Origin of the sequence: Colwellia demingiae, assembly GCF_007954275.1 — a bacterium.
In the GTDB taxonomy this organism is placed as follows: Bacteria; Pseudomonadota; Gammaproteobacteria; order Enterobacterales; family Alteromonadaceae; genus Colwellia; species Colwellia demingiae.
Map to the genome: position 1 here is coordinate 568,656 of NZ_VOLT01000002.1, position 25,908 is coordinate 594,563.

Here is a 25,908-nt window from a genome sequence, read left to right on the forward strand (position 1 = left end):
ACTTCTACAACTAAATAAGATATATTAATGGTTAGTATAAATGATAATTGAGTTTCAATATTTTTGATACGAACATTGTAAAAAATAATGACGTGAGTCAAGGAAATAAAATGACATTACCTACTCAATTAAGAGTATTGGAAGTTGTACAAAGTTTAGAAAAAGGAGGGAGAACGACTCGCTTTACCGATACAGTTTCGGGATTAAGAGCACAAAAAATTTTTATCGTTCCGCTATGTCTTTCCGAACCCGAATCTTGGGTTAGCATTCCCAACTTAGCAGTGCTACACAAAACTCCAGGAATTAACTGGAAGCTTGTTTTTCAAATAAGAAAAATAATTAAAATAAATAATATCAATCTTATTCACACGCATTGTGAGTTTAGTCAACTGTACGCAAGTATCGCCGGTTTTACCTATGGTGTAAGAACTGTGGCAACTTTTCATCGTTCAGATTTATCAAAGTATCAGCCTAATGTGGTCAATAAATTAATTACCTTTTTTGCATCCTTTTATATTGCTGTTTCACATGATCGTCTTTCATTACTAACCAACAATTTGCAGTTACCCAAAACCAAATGTGAAGTAGTTCATGGTGGGGCTCATATTGGTGAGAAACCCAATGAAGCTTCAATTAAGAGCGCCCGTAATGAACTACATATTCCAGATAACGAAATAGCACTGTTAAGCATTGGGCACTTAGGCCCAATCAAGGGACATCAAGATACTCTTAAAGCCTTAGCAAATTTAACTAAAGACAATCCTAATTTACACTTATATATTGCTGGTGATGGCACTTCTGCTGAAAAGAAAGCACTGATAGATCTAACAGCTGCACTCGATATTAATCACTATATTACTTTTCTCGGCCAGATTAATAACGCGCCAACCTGGATCGAAGCTTGTGACATTTTTATTCAACCTTCAATTGAAGAGGCTTTCGGATTAGTTTTTGTTGAAGCAGGAGCCAAAGCAAAACCTGTAATAGCAACCGCTGTTGGCGGTATTAAAGAAATCATTATTTCTGATGAAACCGGAATACTAGTCCCTCCTGCGGCTCCTGAAAAATTATCAATTGCTATAGCAACACTTGTTAACTCTAAAGTATTACGTGCAAAATACGGTGAAAGTGGCTTTAAGCGGGTTTCTACCAATTTTTCTCTTACACATATGATTGATCAATATATAAAAATATTTCAGCGTATCAAAAATACATAATTTAGTAGGGTATTTCATAATGAAAGACGTAAAAGTAACCATAGTAACACCCCCAACGTGATAGATATTCTGGCGTAATAGAATGCATTAACTAAAGAGCCCTTCTTTTTAAAAGTATTAGATTTAGCTTACCCTAAACATATTAAGCGGCAGCTAATCGCTTTACTGACAGATAAAGAAAACGCTGAATTAATTGAAATGGGTTTGATCATCCTCATGGAAGCAATGCGTAATATTCGTAAAGAGATAACAACACCTTACGCTATGTTTCTAGATAATGACTCAAATGTAACGGAGGGCTGGTTGCCACCTCTTTTAGAGGTTATAGAATCAGATGAGACCATTGCTATTGTTAACCCGTTAACGTTAAAAAGTAGGTGTTGACCTTAGTGCTCCATTACGAAATCACTTATTTACTAATGAAATAAAAATATTAAGTGTAGAAGGCAGTGAATACCTTATTGAAGAAAAACATTTTAGAAGAGCATTAACTGAAGATATTCCCAAAAATGTTGTCCCCTCAGAAATGTTTGAACTTCACGGCGTATTATTTAACACTAAAATACTAAACGAAATTGAATTACCAAAAATGGTCATACGTGAACACATTGATATTACCATCTACTTAGAAAATTAGGCTATAAAGTTTTCTCTCAACCAAATTCTGTTGTGCTCTTTGATAATTTAGGCACAAGAATGGAATTAGATGATATGAAATTATTGTTCTTTAGATGGGATAAATTACTGACTTGACAGGCATCTCGATTATTTGAACAGCGCTGGAGCTATAAATTTTATGCCGAACAAGCCATGTACCATTGGGTATTTAGAATAAGAGTATTCTTATACTGTCGCTGGCTGCATATTCCGATTAGTCTTTCGAATCAAATAACACTCGTTTTTGCAAAAATAAAAACCCTAATAAAAGCAGTTTGGGATTCTATTAAAAATCAAAATGAAGAAGCGATAAACTTTTATGAGAATAAAAAGATTTAGTTATAAATTATTACAAAGGAAAATAAACCATGAGTAAAAAGAAATCTTTAGCTGTTTTTTCATTTTTAAATACTCCTAGTGGTTCATTTAGTTGGTGGGATGACTTCCCACATCAGATAACAATTAAACTTAATGATAAGCACATAGATCATAAGTGCTTTTATAGAGATTTTACTGAAAATAGTATTTACCCTATATCAGAACAAAATTTAGTAAAACCAAATAGCTGGGCTTGGTTATTAGAAATTTATTATTTAGCCAAGGATTACGACAATGTTATTTTTCATACCCATTCCTATTACCCTCCTTTAAAGCTTTACCTGTTAACTTTATTTTCGACAAAGAGAATTTGGGTTATCACTGAGCATAGATTAGGTGACGGCACACCAAAAAAGTGGAAGAAATTTTTACGAATATTTTTAAGGAAGTTGAAATTAATGCCGAAGAAGGTAATAGCTGTTTCTGACGCTGTATCGAACAGAAATAAATTACTCTATGGAAATAATGTAATAAGAATACATAATGGAATTAAATTAGAAGGTTCCAATAGTACATCAAACAGTAGTGAAGCTAAAATAGCTTTATATGTAGGAAGATTGGATCCTAAAAAAGGTATTTGGAACTTAATTAAAGCATTTGATATATTAGTCAATCAACATCATAAAAACGATTTGAAACTTCATGTGGTTGGAGGGGGTGCTTTACTAAATGAGTTAAAGTCATTCACTGTTTCAAAGCAATTAACCAATAATATAATATTTCATGGTTACCAAGTAGACCCCAGTAAATATTATGCCAACGCAGATTTTCAAGTTATACCTACAGTAGTCCAAGAGGCTTGTCCTCTAGTTGCGCTTGAAGCGAGAAGCTTTAACCTACCAATCCTATATGCAAATAGAGGAGGGTTACCTGAAACAGTAGGTAAAGGAGGTATTCCTTTATTAGGTTTAACTCCAGAATTGATATCACAAAGTATTGTCAATTTATCAAAAGACAGCAAAAAATATAAAAGTTTATTGAATGTGGGAAATGATGGACTTGAATATTTTTCAATCGATAGAATGACAGATGAATACGTAGAATTATACATTAAAATTCTTTATAAAAGCGCTAAAACACACCTATGAGTTATCTTGAAATAGATACTAAAGATATTAATTGCAGGTCAGACATTTCTATTATTAACTAACAATAAAGAAGGTCAGGTTCATGATAATAAGTAATATCCAACTACAACAAAGTGAAGATCATAATTTAATCTCTGCTCAAATTGATGATTTTAATTTATGGTATAAATTTCCAAAAGAAATAATACCAGAGATCAGAGCAGATGCCTTTATTGCTGCGTGTTTAATCCCATCAATGAAATTAGGAAGTGATATTATTATTGATGAAGATATCCCTGTTTCTATCGAGCTTCTTGAAAACATTGAAAAGCTACAAGTCATATTCTCTTCATGGGAGAAATACCTTGGTCATAAATTAAGTATCATCAAAATTAAAGGTGGTAAAAAAACTAAGACGTTAGCAGGTTGGGACAAAACCATATCATTTTTTTCAGGCGGAGTAGATGGCACTTTTACCTATTTAAAACATAAAAAAGAAATTAACTACTTACTCTTTGCAAAAGGTATTGATATGCAATTATCGAGTGATGATCTTTATAATAAGGCACTATCAAAAAACAAAGACTTCTTAAATAAAGAAGGGAAGGAAGTTATACCTTTTGAAACCAACGTAAGATTTTTAGGACACCAATATGGGGTCGGTTGGAGTGCTTGTTTTGGTGGTGGGTTGTCCAGTATAGCTTTAGCCGCAGGAGCAAAGAAATGTTATATCGCTTCAGGGGTAACTTACGGAAGCATGCACCCTGAAGGTTCTAATTTTATTACCGATCACCTTTGGGGTAATGGTTTTACTCAAATAATTCATGATGGAGCTGAATCAACTAGGGTTAACAAACTAAAACAAATATCCAAAAATGAAAATGCTCTAAACATATTGCGCGTTTGTTGGCACGACAATGGTTATAATTGCGGTAATTGTGAAAAATGCTTAAGGACCATGACTAATTTAAGAGTATTAAAATTACAAACTTCTACTTTTCAAACGCTAACGGATCAGCTTGTTAAGATTAAATTATCTAAAATAAAAATATATAATGTGCATGATATGGAGTTTATTGAAGAGAATTTAGAAGAAGCAATAAAAATAAACGATCATGTATTAATTAAAGTGTTAAACAAAATAAAAAGAAATTATGAACTAAGAGGCCTTTGGAACCATGTAGACCACTTATTTTTCAATGGTTTTTTAAAAAATATCAAACAAAAACTTTAAACCGAACCTGATTGGTATTTTTCAGGTCGTTGTCTCAATAACGTTTATAAATAAGCAGTAAGACAACGTTAATACCTCACCAAAGATAATCGAAAACCGTAGATTTTTTAAGTTGTAATATAGCCAATTTTTTTACTTGTCTATTAGGCAAATAATTAAAAGTACCAATTAGAAACCGGCACTTTATTATTGAGTTTAAATTCTCACCTAAAACAAAGCCTACAAAGAACTCGTTTTAGCTTCTATAAATATAGTTCCGATACCGACCTGACTCTTGTGGCATTTTTGCTTCAGATGATTTAGTTTTACTTCTTCACAAACATAATGGTCTGTATATCTTGGTAGAACGCTAATACCTATCATATCATCACTTATTGCAATTTTTCGACGTTTCCAATTTTCAAAAACTGAATTAAACAAATAGCGATCCATATCCTTTAAAAATAACTTGCTCTTCAATTTAAATATTAACTTTGCAAGTTGCCATGTAAGTGCTTTAATATTTTGCTTTTTAGCTTCTAAAAAGAATTGTTCAACAAATAATAACTCCTCACTGCCATTAATAATCATATTGCTAACATCTTTTATCAAAATTGGCTGTTGAAAAGGGAAATCATCAATATTACATAACAAAAGTGATACAAAAGTTCTAATACATTTCGAACATTTTCCACAATTTACCTTAGGATCTTCCCAACACACCCATAAATTAGCTAATACATTCGGTTCGTTTTTAATCAAAAATAATTTATCTTTTCGATTAGCTTCTAGACCAACATGTTCGATTTTGCATGTTTCTGTTGACCATAAATAATCTAACTGAACATGAGAACCACTAGGAAATAAATGATCGAATGTATCAGCAGCACTAATAAAACATCGTTTTAAATTTAGCAATTGAGAAATACTAGCTAAATTACTGCCAAAATTTGAAAACCTTGACAGACCAAAATTAGAGGTAAATTCCTTAAAATTAGTTTCAACTGTAATTAGCTGTTTATTAGTTAATGTTGCTGTTTTTTTTGTTCGGGTAACCATTGCTTTCCAAGTATCTGTATCCATATTAAAATCAAAACCATTTATCAATATCAGATATTCAATTTCTTTTTTATACTTCAATAATGTATAGCTACCATCAACTCCTCCCGAAAAAAAAGATCCACAACCTGCAGCGTCATTGTTTAAAATTTTACTTGTGGCGGTAATATTAATTTTTTTAAATATCGGATTCCAAAAGTTAAAAACGTCTTGAATTTTAGTTATATGTTTCAAAAGTTTTTGCGATACATGGTATTGTGGTGATACAACAATATCTTCTCCAAGTAGCATTGCAGGTATCAAAGCATTACTCAAAAAACAAGTTGCGTCATTAGGATCAATTAAAAAATCGTTGTTGAATTTGAACCATAATGGATAAGGCCCTATTTGAGCAGAAACATTAATGTGGTCATTTTCATAAACAACCATAATATTTTCAATATGCATAATTTCCCTATAAATTTTTTAATTATAACTTGGACATTACACAAAATTTTTCTAACATTAAGACGACATAGAAGGCTATAAAAACTAAAATGATAGACGTCACCATGGATAATGAATCCCCCTTGAAATGGAGTATAATAAGTGATGTTAACAAATTAGCACTTTTTTCAGAAGAATGGGACTTATTAAATAATGTAGTAGCCCATTCTTCCCTTTTTAATTCACCATATTGGTTACTTAATTGGACAGAACAATACTGGCAAAGTGAATGGCAACTTTATCTCGTTACAGCACGTTGTGATGGAAAATTAGTTGTTCTAGCTCCATTTTATATTCAACCAGCTAAAACTATATGGGGAATTAAAAAATTATATCCACTAGGACAAGGTGAGCCCGAATGCTCAGAAATTTCATCGGAATATAATGACATTTTAATATTACCTGAATTTTCAGACCAGGCATTAACCGAACTAGCCAAAATACTTAAAACAATAAATGTTGATCAAATCATCTGGAGAGCGATTCTTTTAGACAGCCACATAAATACGCTTTTATTGAATGCATATAATTATTCACAAATGGTTGAAGGAACAAGGTATGTAGTTGATGGTTCAAACTGGTCAGCTGAAAACTTGTCCAAAAACATGCGTTCACGTTACCGTCGAGGGTTAAACCAACTAAATAAAATTGACGGTAAAATATCATGGGTAAAGCAAGGAGACTTTGACCACTATTGGCAGTTAATGAAAGATTTTCACCAACAAAGGTGGCTCGGTAAAAATAAAAAGGGCGCTTTTTGTAGCGATGAGTTTAATAAATCTCATGCTAAATTTCGAGATAAATCGCCAGAAAATGTTGCTATGAGCGCAATATGGGTTAACGATGAACCTATAGCCATCCATTATTATTTTTCAGACTCTACAACATTATATTTTTATCAATCTGGTTGGAATGAAGGCGGGTACTCACACCTATCACCCGGTTTGATTCTTCATTTATGGAGCATAAGAAATAATAACAAACGCTATTACGATTTTATGATGGGAGGTATAAACGACAGTTATAAAAAAAAATTTGGATGTGAACAAACTCCTATGACCAATATAAAAATCAACAGTAATCCTAAAAAAGTTTTTTTAAATAAAGTATTAAATAAGATCTTTTGAATAAACAGTTTAACAAGATTCTTAATTAGCTAAAAACATATTAAAATACACCTAAATATATTAGGCTCTAAATTCAAATTATAAAAGGACGTTTTCAGAACATGGTTCATCTGCCGCAAAAAGCAACTGAGCAAAACTCACCTTTTGCCTTCTTTTTTTTAGTACTATATACCGCATCCGTACTGATACGCCCACACGAGATGTTTCTAACCAGTATAGAGTGGGTTACCATTAAGGTTTTTGCCATTATCGCCTTAATCGCAACTCTTGCTTCACAACGCCCTCTAAAACTTTACCCACAACATTGGATGCTACTAGGCTTAATACCGCTTATTGCCATATCAGGTTTTTTAAATGGCTCAGGCATGTATGGAATAGAACAAGCACAACGATTATTTATTAGTTCCATTATCCCCCTTTTTCTATATAGCACCTGTATTACCAGCATAAAACGCCAGCATCTTTTAATGGTTGTGTGCATAGTTGCAGCGATGCTGATGATACATAATGGCCATGTACAGCAATCTGAAGTATTTGGTTGGGCATTAGACACACATGCCGTTGGCCACACAGAATTGCCTGACGATAGAAGAATAACTTACCTAGGTTTTTTTAATGACCCTAACGATTTAGGGATGTTTTTAGTGATGAATATCCCCTTTGTTATTTATTTTTATAAAAAAGGTCAATTCTTGACAAAAATCACCATGCTTGGCGCACTTGCTGCTATTGCATATGGTATTTACTTAACCGGCTCTCGTGGTACAGCTCTGGGGGCAGGCGGGCTTTTGGCTGTGTATTTTCTTGTAACAAGCGCTGGGCCTAAACTCCTCATTACCTCTGTAGTCTCGGCCCCAATAGCCGCAACCGTCATTGCCTCTTTACAAAGTAATATAGATTCATCGGCTGATGGCCGTTTAGAAGCATGGTACGCGGGTATTTTGATGCTACTCGACAATCCTATATTTGGTGTGGGTATGGGGCAGTTTTTTGAAGAACACGGCTTAGTCGCACATAATTCGTTTATACACGTCGCAGGAGAGCTAGGCGTCCCTGGTTACTCTTTATGGGGAGGAATGTTAACATTTACCTTATTAACAGGATATTTTTTCATAAAAAATGGAAAAGTGCCCCAACATGAGACTGTTGACATTACTACTGAACCCGATGAGGTTGATGAAAATTTTCAAAATGAATTAACCTTAAATAAAACCTTATTCATGTCATTAATTGGCTTTATGATCACTGGTTTCTTTATCAGCAGAATGTTTACATTATTACTTTTTATCTATTTGGGTATGTTACTTGCCTCACACGTGCGCCTTGTAAAAATAAGGCCTCATTTAAAGGTGTACATGGATAAAAAAATAGCGATAAGAAGCATGGCCTATTGCTGGGTGGTTATTCTGGCAGTTTATGCTGCTTTAAAATTAGGATTGTAAACGAAATTGACTTACATGCTTCTGCATAATTCTCAGGTATGGACTAAGCTTTAAGTAGAAACAACCTAAATAGTACATAAGCATGTTGACTTATTCAAAAGCGTTACGGTTAACAACAGTTATTGACAGCAAAAACAATAATTTCAACTTAATTAGAATGGTAGCTGCTACGGCTGTTATTTTTAGTCATAGTTTTGCTTTAGCTCTCGGTGAACGAGGCTTTGAACCAATAAATAACATACTGGGGATGAGCTTAGGTGAAATAGCCGTTAATATATTTTTCATTACCAGCGGTTTACTGGTTACTCGAAGCTTATGCTTTAGAAATAATTTACGCCAGTTTATTATTGCTAGAGCACTACGTATCTACCCTGCTCTCATTGCTTGTACAGTAGTTTGTGCCACATTAGGCATAATAATATCTAACCTCAGTTTTAATGAATATATTACTGATAATAATTTCATTAAATTTATTTTTTATAACAGCACTATAATCATCACTGATTTTCAAATCTTACCCGGCGTCTTTGAGCAAGCCCCTTATGACGCTAGTGTGAACGGTTCTTTATGGACGTTACCTTGGGAACTAAGAATGTACTGTGTTCTCTTAGGAGTAGGTTTATTAATTTCAATATCTTCCCACTTTAAATTTAGAGTAAATATTATCCCATTTGCAATTATAGCTATTGCATTAATCAGTACCATTTATCACTTTCATTATCATATAAATAATGAGGTTCATTGGTTTTATAGCAAGGCATCTCGATTCTTATCCACTTTTTTCTTAGGGGCTTGCCTTTATATTATTAAAGATCACATTGTATTAAGTAAACAGGCTTTATTAGGGTGTGGGCTTTTTCTTTTGATAGCTCTGTTATTCAGTAAAGATGCTTTTTACGTATTTTTCACGCTAATTAGCCCATACATCATATTATGTGTCGCATATTTACCAAAAGGGAAAATATTGCAATATAACAAAGTAGGAGATTACTCTTATGGGACCTATATATATGCTTGGCCAATCCAACAAACATTAGCGATAACGCTTGTTGGTATTCAGCCTTTAGAAATGATGTTTGCTACTTTTATACTAACATTAATTTTTGCTATAACTTCATGGCATCTTATTGAAAAGCCAACCATGAAACTCAAGCGATGTTACACTTAGAGTATTTAGATTTTACTGCAACATTACGCTGATAAATATTTATTATAATATTGAAGAAAATTTATTAAAACTTTCCATATACGTATTTGTTAGTTTTATAGCGAGCTCATCAAGATCACCTTTAGGAGTACTCAATGCAATATTTATTGAGCTCTCCAATTCGTTAGGTAGAATTCCGTGAGGCATATGAGGTAGATCCCATGTTTTCATATAATTAATTTGTTTTCTGAGAGTTGGTAATAAAGCGACTCTCGGCACCGAGAATGACATTGAAGTAATTAGCCCGTGAAGACTTGTGCCGCAATAACATGATGTGTTACGGATAATATTCATCAAATCAAATATATTACCCGTTAAATAAGTTTTATACGTTACGTTAGGATCAAGAAATGAAATGACTTTATCAATTCCCGCTTTATCGTTATGTCCAGCAGCATTGCCTATAGCAATAAAAACAATAGGCAGTTGATTACTCTTACTTATTTTATTTAGCTCTTCAGCAAATACCTTTTCTTTTCCTCTAACGTGCGCTTGAGATATTTGAAATACTATGTATCCACCTTTTAATTCTTCAATCATTTGTAACGTTGATTGGCTCGATTTTCCATTAAGCTCTTCAATTGAAATTACTGAAGACATTATAGTTGCTGAATCGGGTGCTAGAACTGAATTCGTATAGCCAATCCTTATTAATTGTTCTTGAGAAAATGTATCACGAACAGAAACAAATTTAGCATCATTCATCGCTTCTCCTAACGACTTTATCTCTTCATCGTTAACTACACGAGAAACACCTGTTGCCCCCACAGAGTTATATATAATATTCCTCGCGGGACCTGTATTTTTTTGTTTGAGATTAAAAGGCAATTCTGAAGTTAAACCTGCCATTTTTGCCACAAGATAGTCAGTCTGCTTAGGAAAAAATCGGCAGGCGACCCGTTCATAAAAAGGAAAAATAAACGTCGGTAATAGATAACCATATGCTGATTGCCAATCACAAGCTACAACATCGCCTACAGCAAGAAGAATAGTTGCATCATCTTTACTGTTTTTAAGGGCTTTTTTGATGCTTTCAGTTTTAGGGGCACCAAAAACTGAAAGATCGCTATCAATTAACCCTGCGATAGCAATCGATTTTTCGGGAAAAGCCCTTGAGATTAGACGTTCCATTATGAGCGGGAACAATAAGTCGCCATAATTATGGCGATCAAAAGCTCCGTACAAAATAATATCATGCTTCATCTTTACAACTTCCTTATTTTTAATTAATCATTTGATTTTATAATATTTTTTAACTCAAAAATAGATTTTTTATCAAGTATAAAGAGCAGAAATAAAAACACACTTCCCCCGACAATCATTTGAATGATTAAATTAACCAATGAAATATCTACCCAAAATTGTTTACTGCCAAAAACTGCCAATAACATCAACAGACCAGCACAACAGGGTGCTATAAATAGTCTAGCAACAGTACTGAATTTAATATTAAATAACTGCGTATTACGATAAACCACAATAATAAAGGCGACTGGAAACCCAAATGCCCAAGCCATAGCTAAACCCGTAGCCCCATACTCAATGCCAAGAAAAATGCTCACTATCATAATAGCAATCATTATCCATAAGTTAATCATCATGTGCTTAACTTTTCGCTGACTTTTTAACGCAGGTCCAAAAAGTTCTTCACAAAAACGCAGAGGCATTACCAATAAAATTATCATGGTGGGAATTACAGCATCAACCCACTTTTCGCCCAATACAATAGGTATGATTAAATCAACTACCGAGGCTAACCCCCAAAAAACAGGCACCGTAATTAATAAGCTAAACTTTTGAGCTTTCAAGATATAGCTATTAATACGTTCTGGTTGATCTTGAATTTTTGAAAATGCAGGAAAAGCGACTTGCTTAAGTAGGGGTAACAATTTTTTTTGTGGCATAAGCGCAAATTGCAAACCGATGGCAAATAAACCAATTTCAACTGCCGACATATACCGACCAGCAATCGCCACATCCATATGTAAAAATATATAAGCTAAAGTAGCATGCCCAGTTAGCAATCCTCCAAATTTTAATAAAGCACTTATTTCCGAGAATTTAAAGCTGGGTAAGTATTTTATAGGGCTAATAAATAAGGTCATCGCTGTTCGTAAACTTATGGACACTATTTCACCAAAAATAAGCGCCCAAAAGCCATACCCTAAATAAGCCATAACTAACGTTGTAATAGCTGCCGAAATGTTTGCTATTGCTGAAATAATGGATACTTTTTTAAATTCCATGTTTCTTGCTAATAGTGCCGCGGGAATAATCTCAAAGGCAAGAATGAGAAAACACCAAGCATTTACTTTTAAAATACTGGCAACAATATCTGACTGATAATAAGCACCAACAGCATCTGCAATAATTATTTGTAAAACAAATAAACTGGCATGAACCATTATAATCATACCAAATATTTGCTTGAGTGTTTTTTGAGTTAACTCTTTCGATTGAATTAATGCCGGTGTGAATAAAGAGCCAATAAATAAGGTTAAGAAACTAAAAAAAACATCAGCCATGGCAACAACGCCATAGTCTTCTGGCAATAATAGACGTATTACCCAAAAGGTAATGGCCCAGCGAATCACTTGAGTAAGGACCTTACCTAATGCAACCCATTTTAATGAGTGAAGTACTTGGTTTTTAAGATTTGATGAGTCAGTCATATGTACTAAAAAATTCCAATAACAATCATTATGATGAAAACAAAATACGTTTGCTATTTTGTAATAATTTCCAAACAATATTTGGAGTCAATTTAAAAGCTATGCCTTTAACATAAAGTTGTAAATTATTTTTAGTTTGGTGCGCGCGAATAAAGGTATCTCCCGCTAAATTATAAAAACCTGAAAATATATATGATTTAGCATAACGTACATGCAAATGCTGCTTTATTAATGCCCAGTCTGCCGTTTTGTCATATTGTTTAGCTATAAGTTCAATTTTATTTAAACAAACAATTTCTGCTTCATGCATTTTTTCATCATTTAAAGAGTAATTATCCCCGTGAAATACATGAACAGCTAGATGCTCTTCAACATAGTCAAATTCGCAAACCATGGCTAATTTAAGCCATAAATGCCAGTCATCAACGCCCATGAGTGCTCTATCGTCATCAAACCCACCTACTTGCTCTAAATAAGTTTTTCGAGCAACTGCGGTACAACAAGTAAACATATTAAGTTTTACTAACTGACTAAAAACATCTCCTTTATATTTATTATCAAAGCTTGGCTTTGACTGCTTGTTATACATTTCATATTTTGCGATAGCACCACAATAAACTAAACCTATTTTAGGGTTATTGAAGAGGGGTATTTGTTTGCTCAATTTTGTTGCTAGCCATAAGTCATCTTGGTCACAAAAAGCAATAAAGTCTGCTTTCGCTTGCTTAATACCAAAGTTTCTAGCACAGGCAACGCCGCCATTTTGGTTATAAAAAGATCTTATTCTGGTATCTTTTTTTTCTAATTCCTGCATTATTTCTGCAGATTTGTCGCTAGAACCATCATCAACTAAAATCAGTTCAATATTTTGATAATTTTGGTTTAAAATAGATTCAACGGTTTTTGCTAAATATTGCTCACCGTTATACACAGGTACAACAATAGAGACTAATGATTGAGTCACAAAACTTCCTTTCTTTTGTATTAAAACTTACAAAAACATTGCATTTAGTTAAGTATTATCCTTACCATTATGAAAAAGGTAAATTAAAATAAAATACCTTTCACTATAGAATGCTGTAATCGTTTTACTTGATAGTTTCCATAGATAAACTGTTTATATTTCTAGAATACTTACTTTTAAATGGATTAGAATTTTTTTCTAAGAATAAACGTCCTAATAAAGCCGATCCTATTTCATTAAGATGGTCTTCATCTCTATATAATGGGATATCATTTAGGGTCATTAAACAATTATTACCACTACACATTAATTTATGGGGACTAATGATAATTAATTGTGGAAATTCGCTTTTCAGCGAAGTAGTTAATTCATTGAATAGCTCATTAGAGTCATGCTGTATTTCACAATTTAATTTTTCATTAAAAACTTTTTGTTTTATTGGACATTTAGGGCTTTTCCCGCGCAAAGTGGGTATATCTTCAAACATGACAGGAGTCGCACCAGAATCAATAATTGCTCTAATTGTTTGAGTAAGCTTTAACTGCAATAAAACAGCAATCTTTTGATTGTCTACTAGACGCTCATCATTAAAAATTCTACGTGTATTAAAACCAGGCCACGATGCTGCCATGATAACAAAATCAAAAGAATTTTCTTGAATATGATTTTCGGCCAATATATTTCGTGATTTACACTTTTCTGCTAAATGAATCGTTGACCCCCACTTAAGGTCAAATATAGGTAAACAACGATCTAAGGTGTAGTCTTGACCTAACAAACCAGCATCTCCAGAAAGTATTTTAATAAATGGAATCATATGGTTGGCATGTGAATCACCAAAAACAAATACATTCGTTTGCTGTTTATTTTTTGTGTTTTCGCCAAAGATACATTCATCTTCAGGTAGGTTTTTGCTATTTCTATAGGGTGAATGACAAGCCTTTCTAGATTTACTTGTGTGGGTATGTAATGCATGTTCCATCGCTACTATTGTGGTAGGAAATCTGTTTTTATATCCATCAAAAAAAACACCTAAACCAATCAATACTATTAATATTGATGATGGAACAATATATAGCTTAGTAGCAACGGCTTTGAATGAATCTGCGTTAAAATTCCTGAAGGGTTGTTCTATATAACGCCAAGATAGAATGGCGAGTATATACGTTAAAAGAATAAATGATATTTGGTTAACTAAAGTAAAGTCAACTGAGGTATATCGTGCAAAAACTAAAATGGGCCAATGCCATAGATACAGTGAATATGAAATATTACCCGAAAAAACCATCGGTTTTAAAGATAGAAGTTTATTTACTACCCCTGAAGAAGCATAAATAATTAAGGCGGTACCTATAACCGGATAAAGTGCGTTATACCCAGGAAAAGAATGATGTTCAGTTAACACTAACGCGCTAACAATAATTAAAAGTAAACCCACAATAGATAATATATGACTTGTAATTTGATTAGCTTTAGGGAGCTGGTTCCACATTAAAGCCAGGCAAGAGCCAACAAGTAACTCAAAAAAGCGAGTAGGCAATAAATAATATGCGGCTCCAATAGTTACTTCTGTACCCCACTGAGAAAACACTGTTGCAGCAATACATAAGGCAATGGATGCATATAAAGCGACTTTTTTCCCTAGATACCTATAGGCAGCTGCTAATAATAACGGCCAAATAAAGTAATATTGTTCTTCAACGGCAAGTGACCAAGTATGTAATAAAGGCGCTTCTTGTGAGCCCCCATCAAAGTAACCACCATGCTCTTTCCAGAAGAATATATTACCCGCATAAAAAACAACCCAAATAATGCTTTTATAAAATTTAACAAGGTCTTGTGGCAACATCACTAGAGTAAAAATACCCATAGTGATAAAAATAATAACAAACAGAACAGGCATTAATCGTTTAATTCGGCGGCTAATGAACCATGCAAACGAAAACGTTTTTTGTTGAATACGAGGATGAATTATGGAGGTAATAAGAAAACCAGAGATAACAAAAAAAACATCTACACCAACAAACCCGCCGGTAAAAAAGCTAAAACCCACATGATTAAAAATAACCAAAAAAACGGCAATGGTTCTTAGTCCATCTATGTCACTTCTATAATTCAATGCTAGAGTCCTTCAAGCTTTAGATATGAGATTCATCGGCCAATTACATTTTTGTAATTATTTATTTGAACGTAGTGTTTATTTACAAAACAAATTGTAATGATTTTTGATTGATTAAACAAATATTGTGTCAAGTTGTGAAACAAATAGATTCTTATCATTGATAAATTAGAAAATGGTTAACAACATGACAGTTGTCACTTCAACGAAAAGAAAACAATTCTATTCTATGGATGAAGTATATAATAAATGCGTTATCTTCTTTATTAAAATATTCCAGTTGATACTACAAAAATGTTACTTTCATTTGTATTTTTTGTTAAATTAAAGGCACTTATGCTCATTCATTCGACTTTAGGATTTTAGCAGTTATGTACGCTTTTATTTTACGACACTTGTTAATGCCTGTTTACGAAAAAATAAAAGGCAAAAATTTACTGCTTCACCTTAAAAATTACGAAAGTAATTTAGCGCTATCTAAAGAGCAACTTGCAGAGCAACAATGGCAAGCACTACAAATACTATTGAAACATTGCTTTGAACACACACAGTTTTACCCCAAAGTGTGGGCAAAAGTTGGCATACATAATACTGACGATATAAAAAGCTTGGCTGACTTTGCCAAGTTGCCCGTGGTTACTAAAACCGACATCACCGAACATTATCAAGAATTTTTAGCTGATAATTTTTCAAATAATATAAAAAAATCTACCGGTGGTTCTACTGGTCAACCGTTTAGCTTCGAATTAAACACCGACAGTAATACTAGGCGCGAAGCCATAATGTGGCGAGGCTATGGATGGTTAGGTGCGGGGTTAGGACAAAAAACACTTTATTTGTGGGGGGCTGATGTTGGCGAACCCACCCTTTTTAAAACAATTAAAACCAATCTCTACCATAAGTTTTATAATCGTAAAATGCTCAATTCATTTGCGATGAATAAAAATAATATGATTGAATATGTTAAAGAAATCCGTACTTATAAACCCAAGGCATTAGTGTCTTACGTTAACCCACTTTATGAACTAGCCTGTTATATTAATAAAAACAATACGCCTGTTTTTTCTCCTGACACTATTTTAACCGGAGCGGAGCCTCTTCACGACTTCCAGCGTACTGAAATAGAAAAGGCTTTTAACTGTAATGTTTACGACACCTTTGGTTGTCGAGAATTTATGTTAATGTCTGCAGAGTGTACCGAGTATAAAAAGTTACATACTAATAGTGATCATTTAGTGATTGAAACGCTTTCTGAACAGGGTGAATCTGTTACCGAGCAAAGTGGTGATTTAGTTATAACCGATTTGTATAATTTTGGCATGCCTCTCATTCGTTATGTGAATGGTGATAGGGCAACACTGATAAATGAACCATGTCGTTGTGGTAATCCCCTACCTCTAATGAGTAGCGTAGACGGAAGAAAACTAGACATTATAAAAACCCCCTCAGGGAAAACTATTCCTGGAGAATTATTTCCGCATTTATTTAAAGAATTTAAAGGCATTTCTCGCTTTCAAGTCAAGCAAAGTAAAATCGATGAAGTGCATATTTTTATTATCGCCAACGAGAAGTTTTCAAAAGAAGATCAAATCAGCATTACGGCTGAAATCAATAAATATGCTGCCAATGAACTTAATTTGAAGTTTGAACTGGTTGAAGATATCCCATTAACGGTCAGTGGCAAACATAGAGTGACTATTTGTGAAGTTTGATACGATAAATAAAAGGTCCTTAGTAATAATTACTAATTTATTTCCACTCCCTTGGGAACCTAATAGAGCAACCTTTAATCGTCAGCAATTCGCTCAACTTGATGAAGAGTTTGACAAAAGTATTTTAGTTCCGGTTGCCTTTCCTGAATGGTTTTCTCATAGAAAGGAAATAAAGCAAACTAAAAACTTAAGATATGTCCCTTATTTTTATTTACCTAAAGTTGGACGGCGTTTTTATAGTGTCTTTATGTTTTTGTCTATTTTGATGCACTCGTGTTGGTGGCTAATTAATAAAAAGCCAAAAATAATATTAGCTAGTTGGGCTTTTCCTGAAGCTGTTGCCGCAAGTTGGTTAAGTGAGTTATTTAGGTGTCGTTTCTTTTTTAAAGTTCACGGTAGTGATATTAACCTGCACGGAAAAATTCCCGCACGGGCTCAACAAATAGTAAAGGCAGCCGAAAGAGCATCGGGTATTTTATCCGTTTCAAAAGCACTAGCAAATGAAATGGTTGCTATGGGTATTGAGCGAAAAAAAATATCGGTTATCTATAATGGCGTCGATCACCAAAAATTCGGTGTAGAATCAAAAGCGCCATTAAACGGTGACTACCTTTTATATGTTGGAAATTTAAAGCATGACAAAGGTGTCGTCGAGCTTATCAAGGCTTTTGCAAACATCTGTGAAAATTATCCTGTGTTACATCTTGTCTATGCAGGGTCTGGCGTAGAAAAAAAATGTCTTGCTGAATTGTCAAAATCACTCAATATTGCTGATAAAGTGCAATTACTAGGCTCTGTTGAACATAATAAGTTACCCGCACTGATTACTCACGCTAAAGCATTAGTGTTACCTAGTTATAACGAGGGGGTTCCTAATGTTGTTTTAGAGGCTATGGCTTGTGGTACGCCCGTATTAGCAACAACAGTTGGCGGAATTCCGGAAGTAATAGACGAAAAAACATGTGGCAAGTTAATTAAACCTCGCTGTGAAATAGCGGTAGAGAATGGCTTAAATGACATACTCAATCAAGCTTGGGATAAGGACACTATCAAACAACACAGCAATCAATTCACATGGGAAAACAATAAACGTCAACTCATTGAGTTACTGTCGGTTAATAACTAATTTGAAAGATAAAGTTATATTGGCAAAGGTTTAATTACTGTTACAATGTTTTTATAAAGTTTCATTTTTCGACGGACTCGAAATTTAATGCGAAATAAAATTAAATATTTCATACGATCTAAGCTATTGCCCAATAGCATATTTTTGATCAATGAAAAAAGAGAATCAAAATCACTTTATTTAACTTTTGACGATGGCCCTGTTCAAGGTGTTACTGAAGGATTACTTGAATTACTTGAACAATATCAAGTAAAGGCTACTTTTTTTATTATTGGCTCTCGAATTAGCAAATCACCTAATTTACTAAAAAAAATACATGAACAAAAACATACCATTGCAAATCATTCATACAGCCACCCTAATTTCACTAAGTTATCCAGTGAAGCAATGCTTGAACAGATATTTGCAACCAATGAACTTATTAAAGAAACTACCCAACAAAATTGCCGGTTGTTTCGAGCACCCCAAGGGCGCTGGAGTATTAGGTTGATGTTTGAATTATTTCGTTTAAAAATGACGGCAGTACATTGGAGCCGTGACTCTGTAGATTTTCTTAAAGAGCAACCAGAAAAAATTGTGAAGCGCTTTATTGATAACCCAGTAAGAAATGGCGATATTATATTATTTCATGATGATAACTCTCGCTGTATTGATGCCTTAAAAATATTAATACCCCATTGGCAATCTCAAGGTTTTAGTCTCAACGCATTGGAGTGTAAATAAAAGTGAATATTCTATTTCATCATAGAACTCGCGGTCGTGGTGCCGAAGGCGTTCATATTAGAGGAGTAGTCAAAGGGTTAAGGCAGTTAGGTAATCATGTTAGTATATTATCTTTGCCCGGAGCAGAACCTGAAGCTGAAGAAGCAAAGGTGACTGATGATAAAATTAATCAAGCACCCACTAAAAAAAGTAGTTTTTCTATACTTTCTGATCTTACCAAACATGTACCAGAATTTGTTTTCGAACTTTTTGAGCTTGCTTTCAATTTAATCGCGGTAATACGTTTACGTAAAACCGTTAAAGAAAAAAAAATCACCCTTATTTACGAGCGTTATTCCTTATTTATGTTTGCCAGTGTTTGGTGGGCAAAACGTCATAACTTACCTATAGTGTTAGAAATTAACGACTCTTGCCAAGTTCAAAGAGTGCGTTCATTGACCTTTAAAAAGCTTGCTGCAAAAATTGAAAGTTGGATTTTTAAAAATGCGACCGGCCTAGTGTTTATTTCAACACGCTTTCAAGAAGTAGCTGAGCAAGCATACGGTGACATTGCAAACTCTGTTGTGTCACCTAATGGTGCTGATTTAGATAAATTTATCATTGATGAAACTTCTGGCTTAGCATTACGAAGTAAACTAGGTATTGAAGACAAAATAGTGCTTGGTTATGTTGGTGCATTCGTTCATTGGCATGGCATTGATTGGTTTGTTGATTTAGCTTGCCAAAAATTAAAGGAAACACCTGAGTTAGTATTATTGCTAGTAGGAGACGGTGTCGCTTTTGAGGGCATTAAAAGCCGTGTAATTGAAGCAGGTGTTGAATCTCAAGTTATTTTACCTGGTAAAGTCCCACATAACGAAGTTTCATCTTTTCTGTCTGCAATGGACTTGGGGATTTTGCCTGATTCAAATGACTATGGTTCACCTATGAAGTTATTTGAGTTTATGGCAATGGGCAAAGGCATGATTGCACCAGATTTCAGCCCTATTGCAGAGGTTGTTCAAGATAATGAGACCAGTTGGTTGTTTCCAGCAAGTAATAAACAAGCCTGTATAGACAAAGTTTTTAAAATTGTTAATGATAAAAAAGCCCACAAAAAAGTAGGTCTGAATGCTCGTGTCTATATTGAAAACGAGCGACAATGGAAACATAACGCCGAACAATTATTATCATTAGTTACTTCTAGTGAGAAAGATTGATGCAAAAAATAATAGCCGATTTAAAGCGTAAACAACAAATTTTTGCAGATGATGGTGCTAACGTAAGCATGTTAAGAATTTTGATGGCTGATGGCACCAGTGCAAACATAATTTATCGATGTATGCGCTGGTGTGCAACACATCGTTTAGGCCTAGTAGCCTATTTTTTTCAATGGCTAAATAAATTTATGAATGGTTGTGTGATCGGCAGTGGTGCAAAATTTTCCTCTGGTTTCGTTATTATGCACCCTGTTGGCATTGTAATTAATTCTAAAGTAATTGGTGGGCACAATATTACGTTAGAAAGTGGTGTTGTCATTGGTGATGAGAAGGGAAAGTCACCTTACTTAGAGAATAATATTTTTATCGGTTCTGGCGCTAAAATTATTGGCCAATTAACCATTGAAGACAATGTGAAAATTGGTGCAAATGCTGTCTTAACAAAAGATGCTAAATACGGCTCAACCATGCTGGGTATTCCAGCAAAAGCCTATTTAAAAAATAACAAAGGCACAAACTTATAATGGTAATTATTTTTTGGTTAAGTGTAGCTATTATCATTTACAGCTATTTTATTTACCCGCTGATTTTGATGATTTTTAGCGCAGTAAAGCAAGCGATTAGTGATACACGCTATCTTTGGAAAAAAAGCCAGCGTAGAATTGTAGACAAAAATAACCTCCCCCCTGTATCTATAATAATAGCCGCATACAATGAAGAGTCTTGCATCAAAGCAAGGGTAGAAAACTTACTTTCTCTCGATTACCCACAAGATAAATTGACTATATTAATTGGCTCTGATGGCAGCCAAGATAATACAGCAGATATTTTAACTTCGTTTGATGAGGTGAATTTAAAAGTTTATATATTTGAAGAAAATCGTGGAAAGATGAGTGTGCTCAATGATCTTGTTGAACAGGCAAACAGTGATTACATTGTTTTCTCTGATGCAAATACACATTTTAACAAAAATACCATTGATTACTTAGTCAGACACTTTAATCATGACGATATTGGCGCTGTATGTGGAGAGCTTCATCTAGTAGATGTTGATTCAGGCGATAATAAAGACAATATTTATTGGCGCTACGAACAAGTTTTAAAGTTTCATGAAGCTCGATTAAATGCATTACAAGGTGCAAACGGAGCAATTTACGCTATTCGAAAAGAACTTTTCATTCCCTTACCAGCTAACACTATTGTAGATGATTTTCAGATTGCAATGAATGTTGCTAAACAAGGGGCCCGACTAATTTATGATCCTGAAGCCATTGCAACTGAAGAGATAGCGCCAAATTTACAAGCCGAGGAAGGAAGAAGAGTTCGTATTGGCTTAGGTAATTATCAAGCATTATTCACTATGCCTTGGGCACTAAATCCTTTTTTAGGTTGGCGGTTTATAGCTTATATCAGCCATAAAGTATGCCGATGGTTTGTACCTCATTTGATGCTTATTGCCTTGGTTAGTAATTTATTACTCATTAGTAACCCTTTATATCAATTATTATTAATTGGACAAATTCTTTTTTACTCCATTGCTTTTTACGGTATTAATAAACAAAAAAAACAGCAGAACATTAGTTCAATTATAGGAATAATTGCCTTTTTTGTTTCTATGAATATAGCTTTAATGCGAGGGTTTATTCGGTATTTTAGCTCTAACGTCCAAGGCACATGGGAAAGAACAACAAGATGATTATTTTTTTTAGCTTACTTTTATTATTTCTATTACTAGTTTTTGCTTTTATATTTATTCTGAAAAAAAAGAATATGTCAGGTTGGTTGCCCCAATATATTAAACAGCGCTTAAAGAAACCGATAGAAATTAATGGCCCTACGCATATAATTTTTTCATTTGTTGATCATTATGAACCTCAATGGGGCAAACCTAATGACATTGATGTTGAGCGCTCTAGAGTTGACCGATGGTTAGCAGAATACCCTAAAATGGCAGAAAAGCACCAAGATGCCGATGGTTTTCACCCGCAACATACCTTTTATTATCCTGAAGAAGAATACCGTTTCGAGCATTTGAACAAAATAGCAAAAATGTGCCTAGATGGTTTTGGGGAAATAGAATTACACCTACACCATCATAATGATAATTCTGAAAACTTACGAGCACTTATTACTGGCTTTTGCCAGACATTGCATGACAACCATGGGGCCCTTAGTCACAACCCTGATACAGGCCAACTAAACTACGGCTTTATCCATGGTAACTGGGCATTAGATAATAGTGACCCAACCGGTAATAATTGCGGTGTAAATGACGAACTGATTATTTTAAGAGAAACAGGCTGTTATGCTGACTTTACATTTCCTTCAGCACCTCACCCTACTCAGCCTGATACCATTAATAGTATTTATTACGCAAAAGATGATCCAAATAGACCGAACTCACACAATACAGGTATTAATTGTAAAGTTGGCGGCAAACCTTGGGGCGATATTTTAATGGTTAATGGACCTTTAATGCTGAATTGGAAAAAGCTTAAAAAAGGCCTATTTCCACAAATTGAAAACTCAGATGTCCGTAAAGGAATGGAGCCCACACAAGATCGTATTGATTTATGGGTTGAAGCGAATGTCCACATTGAAGGTCGTCCTGAATGGCGCTTTATTAAAGTACATACCCATGGTACTCAAGAAAAAGATATGGACGTTTTATTAGGTAAACCGTGTGACGATATGTTTTCGTATTTAGAAAGTAAATACAATGATAGTGAGAATTATATCTTACATTATGTCAATTCAAGAGAAATGTATAACATCATAAAAGCAGCTGAAGAGGGGAATAAAGGCGATCCTAATAACTATCGTGATTACTTTCTCCCTCGTCCCCAGTTTAAAGTCGGTCCTCTATGAATATAAAGCATCAGCTCATTAAACGGCTTAATTTATCAAAGGTTTTATGGCCTTTTTTAACAAACGGTTTATATTGCTTTAACTTTCACCGTATTGGCTCATGGCAAGAAACAAGCTATGATCCTTGTGTATTTTCTTGTGACGCTGAAAATTTTGAAATCTATCTTTTTTTTATAAAAAATAATTTCAGAGTTGTTACTCTTAATGAAGTTAATAATATTGCTGAAAAAAACATTCCGATTAAAGAGAAATTAGCACTGATTACCTTTGATGATGGCTATAGTGATAATTACCATACTGCTTTCCCACTATTAAAATCGTTAGGATTACCCGCTACTTTTTTTATCACAACCAGCTTAATAGACTCTAACCTTATTCCATGGTGGGATGAAATTGCATGGTATGTAAGACAGTTAGCAAATAAAACCATTAAACTAGCACCATGGCATCATGCCTTAACTATTGATAAGAAGCCATCTAGACAAAACATACGTAATGTTTTACAACAAATAAAAATCAACCCTTCTTTAATTGAAAGTCAATTGGATGAATTAAGAGTATTGACCTCGGTAAGTATTCCTAATAATGAAAGTAATAATATATTTATGACATGGCAACAAGTTGGGGAGATGGCTAAAAATAATATGACAATTGGTGCTCATTCGCATACCCATAAAGTTTTTTCTTGTTTATCTGAGGCTGAACTGAATTTTGAACTTAAAGAATCAAAACGTTTAATAGAGCTTAATTTATCTAAAAATATCAAAAGCTTATCTTATCCCGTTGGTAGTGCGACAACTTACAATAAGAGTATGTATGGAGCTATTTCGTCTAACGGTTATAAGTTAGCATTTTCATTTAGTGCCATAATAAATAAGAGCCTTAATGAAAATCGTTTTGAAATAGGACGATTCTCAATAGATCAGCCTTTTAATGAAAGAGTCTTTAAAGAAATGATTTTAGGTGCAAAATCAAAATAACAGCTTAATGATAAATAAAAAAAGCAGGAATAAATAACTTTCCCCGCTTGTCCTGAGTTTGATATAACAACGTAAGGCGTTTAGCAAAGTCGGTGGATTACAAGTCAGAGTTGAATATGTTAGTAAAGTCCAAAACAGCTATATCAAGCAAATATTGGATGATACAGCATCTATATTTTGTATTAAAAACACCAAACCAAGTGCAAAAAAATATCAGGAGTGTAGAGACTAGCCTTAAAGTAAAGCTATCTTCCTTTACCAAATAACACAATCTCAACCGTTCGAATCAATATCAATATGTCCAAGAGAAAGCTGCGATGCTTAATGTAATACAAATCATATTTAAGCTTTTCTAATGAATCAGCTTCAGTAGCACCGTAAGGATATTTTAATTGCGCCCAACCTGTTAAACCCGGTTTAACATTATGGCGTTCGTTATAATAAGGAATATTCTTGATAAGACTTTGCACAAATTGAGGACGCTCAGGTCTTGGTCCAACAAAGCCCATATTGCCATGCAAAACATTCCAAATTTGTGGCAGTTCATCAATACGATATTTACGTAAATACTGACCAACTTTTGTAATACGGTTATCGTTTTCGCTTGCCATTTGGGCACCATTTTTTTCTGCATCTAAACGCATACTACGAAATTTGATCATATTAAACGGTTCGCCATCTAAGCCAACACGCTCTTGCTTATAAAAGATTGGCGCATTAAAACCTTCTGTAATCTTCATACACAACGCAGTAATAAGCATCACAGGCCACGTAAGTAATAACAAGATCAGTGCCATTACCGCATTAAATATCCAATCTAAGGTATTACGTAAATAATTATTAGAGGCAAAACCATTAGAATAAATGACCCAGCTAGGATAAATAAGGTTAACGGCTATTTGTCCGGTTTCACGCTCAATGAAATCCAATATATCTATAATTTCAATACCGCGGATCTTGCAAGCAAACAACTCATCTACAGGTAAGTTATTACGACGTTCATCATTAGCGACGACTATCTCATCAATATCATGGGCTAAGGTGTACTCAACTAGTGATTCATTTAAAGTGATGCGTGTTTCGCGCTGAATTCCATCAGGTGAATCACCTTGCATGATAACAAAACCATGTACAGTAAAGTCTTGCCTATCAACATCACGTCGCATACGTCTTTCTATAATTGATGCTCGTTGGCCAGAACCTAATACCAAAATATTACGCTTACCAAAACCAAAGAAATCTATTTTAAAGGTAAAATAACGAAAAGAACTGACGAGAAAAACACTAAGTAAAGAGGCTATAGCCAATAATTCTATTGGTAAATGATAAGGGCCATAAAAAGGATTGATGAGTGTTGTTGCACAAAAGCCCACAGAAACACACATCAACATGCGACGGAAAATACCTCGAAAACTTTCTCTCAGTTTTGAGTTGTACAAACCTAGCGCTAAGGCACTTAATTGATTAAGTAGCGCAAAAATAACAGCATAGAGTAATAAGAAACCATCAGATACCACCATAAAATCAACAATTTGATATTCCCCGTTCAAATGAACAGCTAACATCAAAGCACCAACAAATAAAATTTGCTCTACAATAATTAAAGATTTAGTACCTGCTGATAAATCACGAAATTTAGAACTAGACATAACTGGCTAGGTTTCCTTTAATTAATATTTGCTAATAAACAGC

General features: G+C 34.0%; 21 protein-coding genes. 15 read left to right on the top strand and 6 right to left on the bottom strand.

Features of this window, described 5'->3' with window-relative positions; genetic code table 11:
- Positions 1 to 110 precede the first annotated feature (110 nt).
- The 4 genes from ESZ36_RS05210 (at position 111) to ESZ36_RS05220 (ending at position 4,553) form a co-directional block, all read left to right on the top strand.
- Positions 111 to 1,217: a glycosyltransferase family 4 protein gene (locus ESZ36_RS05210; protein ID WP_146784468.1), complete on the top strand. Its 1,107-nt coding sequence runs from the start codon at positions 111 to 113 to the stop codon at positions 1,215 to 1,217.
- 225 nt (positions 1,218 to 1,442) lie between these two features.
- Positions 1,443 to 1,601: a glycosyltransferase gene (locus ESZ36_RS22480; RefSeq protein ID WP_170235773.1), complete on the top strand. Its 159-nt coding sequence runs from the start codon at positions 1,443 to 1,445 to the stop codon at positions 1,599 to 1,601.
- A gap of 641 nt (positions 1,602 to 2,242) precedes the next feature.
- Complete coding sequence (locus tag ESZ36_RS05215) at positions 2,243 to 3,340, top strand: glycosyltransferase family 4 protein (RefSeq protein WP_146784472.1); 1,098 nt, start codon at positions 2,243 to 2,245, stop codon at positions 3,338 to 3,340.
- A gap of 82 nt (positions 3,341 to 3,422) precedes the next feature.
- Positions 3,423 to 4,553, top strand: coding sequence for a hypothetical protein (locus ESZ36_RS05220; protein WP_146784475.1), 1,131 nt, complete (start codon positions 3,423 to 3,425; stop codon positions 4,551 to 4,553).
- A gap of 219 nt (positions 4,554 to 4,772) precedes the next feature.
- Here ESZ36_RS05220 and ESZ36_RS05225 read toward each other — a convergent pair whose 3' ends face one another.
- Positions 4,773 to 6,038: a hypothetical protein gene (locus tag ESZ36_RS05225; RefSeq protein ID WP_146784478.1), complete on the bottom strand. Its 1,266-nt coding sequence runs from the start codon at positions 6,036 to 6,038 to the stop codon at positions 4,773 to 4,775.
- A 104-nt stretch (positions 6,039 to 6,142) separates the two neighbouring features.
- Here ESZ36_RS05225 and ESZ36_RS05230 point away from each other — a divergent pair, with 104 nt between their 5' ends.
- The 3 genes from ESZ36_RS05230 (at position 6,143) to ESZ36_RS05240 (ending at position 9,814) form a co-directional block, all read left to right on the top strand.
- On the top strand, positions 6,143 to 7,204 hold the full coding sequence (locus ESZ36_RS05230) for a GNAT family N-acetyltransferase (protein WP_170235774.1): 1,062 nt from the start codon (positions 6,143 to 6,145) through the stop codon (positions 7,202 to 7,204).
- 101 nt (positions 7,205 to 7,305) lie between these two features.
- Entirely contained in the window at positions 7,306 to 8,646 is a 1,341-nt protein-coding gene (locus ESZ36_RS05235) for an O-antigen ligase family protein (RefSeq protein ID WP_146784484.1), read from the top strand.
- Positions 8,647 to 8,728: 82 nt separating this feature from the next.
- Positions 8,729 to 9,814, top strand: coding sequence for an acyltransferase family protein (locus ESZ36_RS05240; RefSeq protein WP_146784487.1), 1,086 nt, complete (start codon positions 8,729 to 8,731; stop codon positions 9,812 to 9,814).
- A 42-nt stretch (positions 9,815 to 9,856) separates the two neighbouring features.
- On the opposite strand, the gene ESZ36_RS05245 is transcribed toward ESZ36_RS05240, so the two are convergent.
- From ESZ36_RS05245 to ESZ36_RS05260, 4 genes are all read right to left on the bottom strand, one after another.
- Positions 9,857 to 11,056, bottom strand: a complete 1,200-nt coding sequence (locus ESZ36_RS05245; protein ID WP_146784490.1) for a polysaccharide pyruvyl transferase family protein — start codon at positions 11,054 to 11,056, stop codon at positions 9,857 to 9,859.
- Positions 11,057 to 11,079: 23 nt separating this feature from the next.
- Complete coding sequence (locus ESZ36_RS05250) at positions 11,080 to 12,525, bottom strand: lipopolysaccharide biosynthesis protein (RefSeq protein ID WP_146784493.1); 1,446 nt, start codon at positions 12,523 to 12,525, stop codon at positions 11,080 to 11,082.
- Positions 12,526 to 12,553: 28 nt separating this feature from the next.
- Positions 12,554 to 13,489 (bottom strand): glycosyltransferase family 2 protein, encoded by a 936-nt coding sequence (locus tag ESZ36_RS05255; RefSeq protein WP_170235775.1) that lies wholly within the window; start codon positions 13,487 to 13,489, stop codon positions 12,554 to 12,556.
- A gap of 124 nt (positions 13,490 to 13,613) precedes the next feature.
- Entirely contained in the window at positions 13,614 to 15,608 is a 1,995-nt protein-coding gene (locus ESZ36_RS05260) for an acyltransferase family protein (RefSeq protein ID WP_146784499.1), read from the bottom strand.
- Between the two features lie 371 nt (positions 15,609 to 15,979).
- Here ESZ36_RS05260 and ESZ36_RS05265 point away from each other — a divergent pair, with 371 nt between their 5' ends.
- The 8 genes from ESZ36_RS05265 (at position 15,980) to ESZ36_RS05300 (ending at position 24,216) form a co-directional block, all read left to right on the top strand.
- Positions 15,980 to 17,320 carry a phenylacetate--CoA ligase family protein gene (locus tag ESZ36_RS05265; protein WP_146784502.1) on the top strand — a complete coding sequence of 447 codons (1,341 nt, stop codon included), beginning with the start codon at positions 15,980 to 15,982 and terminating at the stop codon, positions 17,318 to 17,320.
- Positions 17,310 to 18,446, top strand: coding sequence for a glycosyltransferase (locus tag ESZ36_RS05270; RefSeq protein WP_146784505.1), 1,137 nt, complete (start codon positions 17,310 to 17,312; stop codon positions 18,444 to 18,446). Before ESZ36_RS05265 ends, ESZ36_RS05270 begins: the two co-directional genes overlap by 11 nt.
- Before the next feature lie 144 nt (positions 18,447 to 18,590).
- Positions 18,591 to 19,169 (top strand): polysaccharide deacetylase family protein, encoded by a 579-nt coding sequence (locus tag ESZ36_RS05275; RefSeq protein WP_246128996.1) that lies wholly within the window; start codon positions 18,591 to 18,593, stop codon positions 19,167 to 19,169.
- Positions 19,170 to 19,171: 2 nt separating this feature from the next.
- Positions 19,172 to 20,368 carry a glycosyltransferase family 4 protein gene (locus tag ESZ36_RS05280; protein WP_246128997.1) on the top strand — a complete coding sequence of 399 codons (1,197 nt, stop codon included), beginning with the start codon at positions 19,172 to 19,174 and terminating at the stop codon, positions 20,366 to 20,368.
- Entirely contained in the window at positions 20,368 to 20,892 is a 525-nt protein-coding gene (locus tag ESZ36_RS05285; protein ID WP_146784511.1) for a serine acetyltransferase, read from the top strand. The genes ESZ36_RS05280 and ESZ36_RS05285 overlap by 1 nt, the downstream gene beginning before the upstream one ends.
- A complete protein-coding gene (locus ESZ36_RS05290) occupies positions 20,892 to 22,064 on the top strand; it encodes a glycosyltransferase family 2 protein (protein WP_146784514.1) in 1,173 nt (390 codons plus the stop codon). The genes ESZ36_RS05285 and ESZ36_RS05290 overlap by 1 nt, the downstream gene beginning before the upstream one ends.
- 74 nt (positions 22,065 to 22,138) lie before the next feature.
- On the top strand, positions 22,139 to 23,236 hold the full coding sequence (locus ESZ36_RS05295) for a hypothetical protein (protein WP_246128998.1): 1,098 nt from the start codon (positions 22,139 to 22,141) through the stop codon (positions 23,234 to 23,236).
- Positions 23,233 to 24,216, top strand: coding sequence for a polysaccharide deacetylase family protein (locus tag ESZ36_RS05300; RefSeq protein WP_146784521.1), 984 nt, complete (start codon positions 23,233 to 23,235; stop codon positions 24,214 to 24,216). Before ESZ36_RS05295 ends, ESZ36_RS05300 begins: the two co-directional genes overlap by 4 nt.
- A 245-nt stretch (positions 24,217 to 24,461) precedes the next feature.
- On the opposite strand, the gene ESZ36_RS05305 is transcribed toward ESZ36_RS05300, so the two are convergent.
- Entirely contained in the window at positions 24,462 to 25,865 is a 1,404-nt protein-coding gene (locus ESZ36_RS05305) for a TIGR03013 family XrtA/PEP-CTERM system glycosyltransferase (RefSeq protein ID WP_146784524.1), read from the bottom strand.
- Positions 25,866 to 25,908: the final 43 nt, after the last annotated feature.

Coding starts and splice junctions, on each gene's coding strand:
- ESZ36_RS05210 (WP_146784468.1), top strand. CDS start 111: ATGACATTACCTACTCAATTAAGAGTATTGGAAGTTGTACAAAGTTTA.
- ESZ36_RS22480 (WP_170235773.1), top strand. CDS start 1,443: ATGCGTAATATTCGTAAAGAGATAACAACACCTTACGCTATGTTTCTA.
- ESZ36_RS05215 (WP_146784472.1), top strand. CDS start 2,243: ATGAGTAAAAAGAAATCTTTAGCTGTTTTTTCATTTTTAAATACTCCT.
- ESZ36_RS05220 (WP_146784475.1), top strand. CDS start 3,423: ATGATAATAAGTAATATCCAACTACAACAAAGTGAAGATCATAATTTA.
- ESZ36_RS05225 (WP_146784478.1), bottom strand. CDS start 6,038: ATGCATATTGAAAATATTATGGTTGTTTATGAAAATGACCACATTAAT.
- ESZ36_RS05230 (WP_170235774.1), top strand. CDS start 6,143: ATGGATAATGAATCCCCCTTGAAATGGAGTATAATAAGTGATGTTAAC.
- ESZ36_RS05235 (WP_146784484.1), top strand. CDS start 7,306: ATGGTTCATCTGCCGCAAAAAGCAACTGAGCAAAACTCACCTTTTGCC.
- ESZ36_RS05240 (WP_146784487.1), top strand. CDS start 8,729: ATGTTGACTTATTCAAAAGCGTTACGGTTAACAACAGTTATTGACAGC.
- ESZ36_RS05245 (WP_146784490.1), bottom strand. CDS start 11,056: ATGAAGCATGATATTATTTTGTACGGAGCTTTTGATCGCCATAATTAT.
- ESZ36_RS05250 (WP_146784493.1), bottom strand. CDS start 12,525: ATGACTGACTCATCAAATCTTAAAAACCAAGTACTTCACTCATTAAAA.
- ESZ36_RS05265 (WP_146784502.1), top strand. CDS start 15,980: ATGTACGCTTTTATTTTACGACACTTGTTAATGCCTGTTTACGAAAAA.
- ESZ36_RS05285 (WP_146784511.1), top strand. CDS start 20,368: ATGCAAAAAATAATAGCCGATTTAAAGCGTAAACAACAAATTTTTGCA.
- ESZ36_RS05290 (WP_146784514.1), top strand. CDS start 20,892: ATGGTAATTATTTTTTGGTTAAGTGTAGCTATTATCATTTACAGCTAT.
- ESZ36_RS05295 (WP_246128998.1), top strand. CDS start 22,139: ATGTCAGGTTGGTTGCCCCAATATATTAAACAGCGCTTAAAGAAACCG.
- ESZ36_RS05300 (WP_146784521.1), top strand. CDS start 23,233: ATGAATATAAAGCATCAGCTCATTAAACGGCTTAATTTATCAAAGGTT.
- ESZ36_RS05305 (WP_146784524.1), bottom strand. CDS start 25,865: ATGTCTAGTTCTAAATTTCGTGATTTATCAGCAGGTACTAAATCTTTA.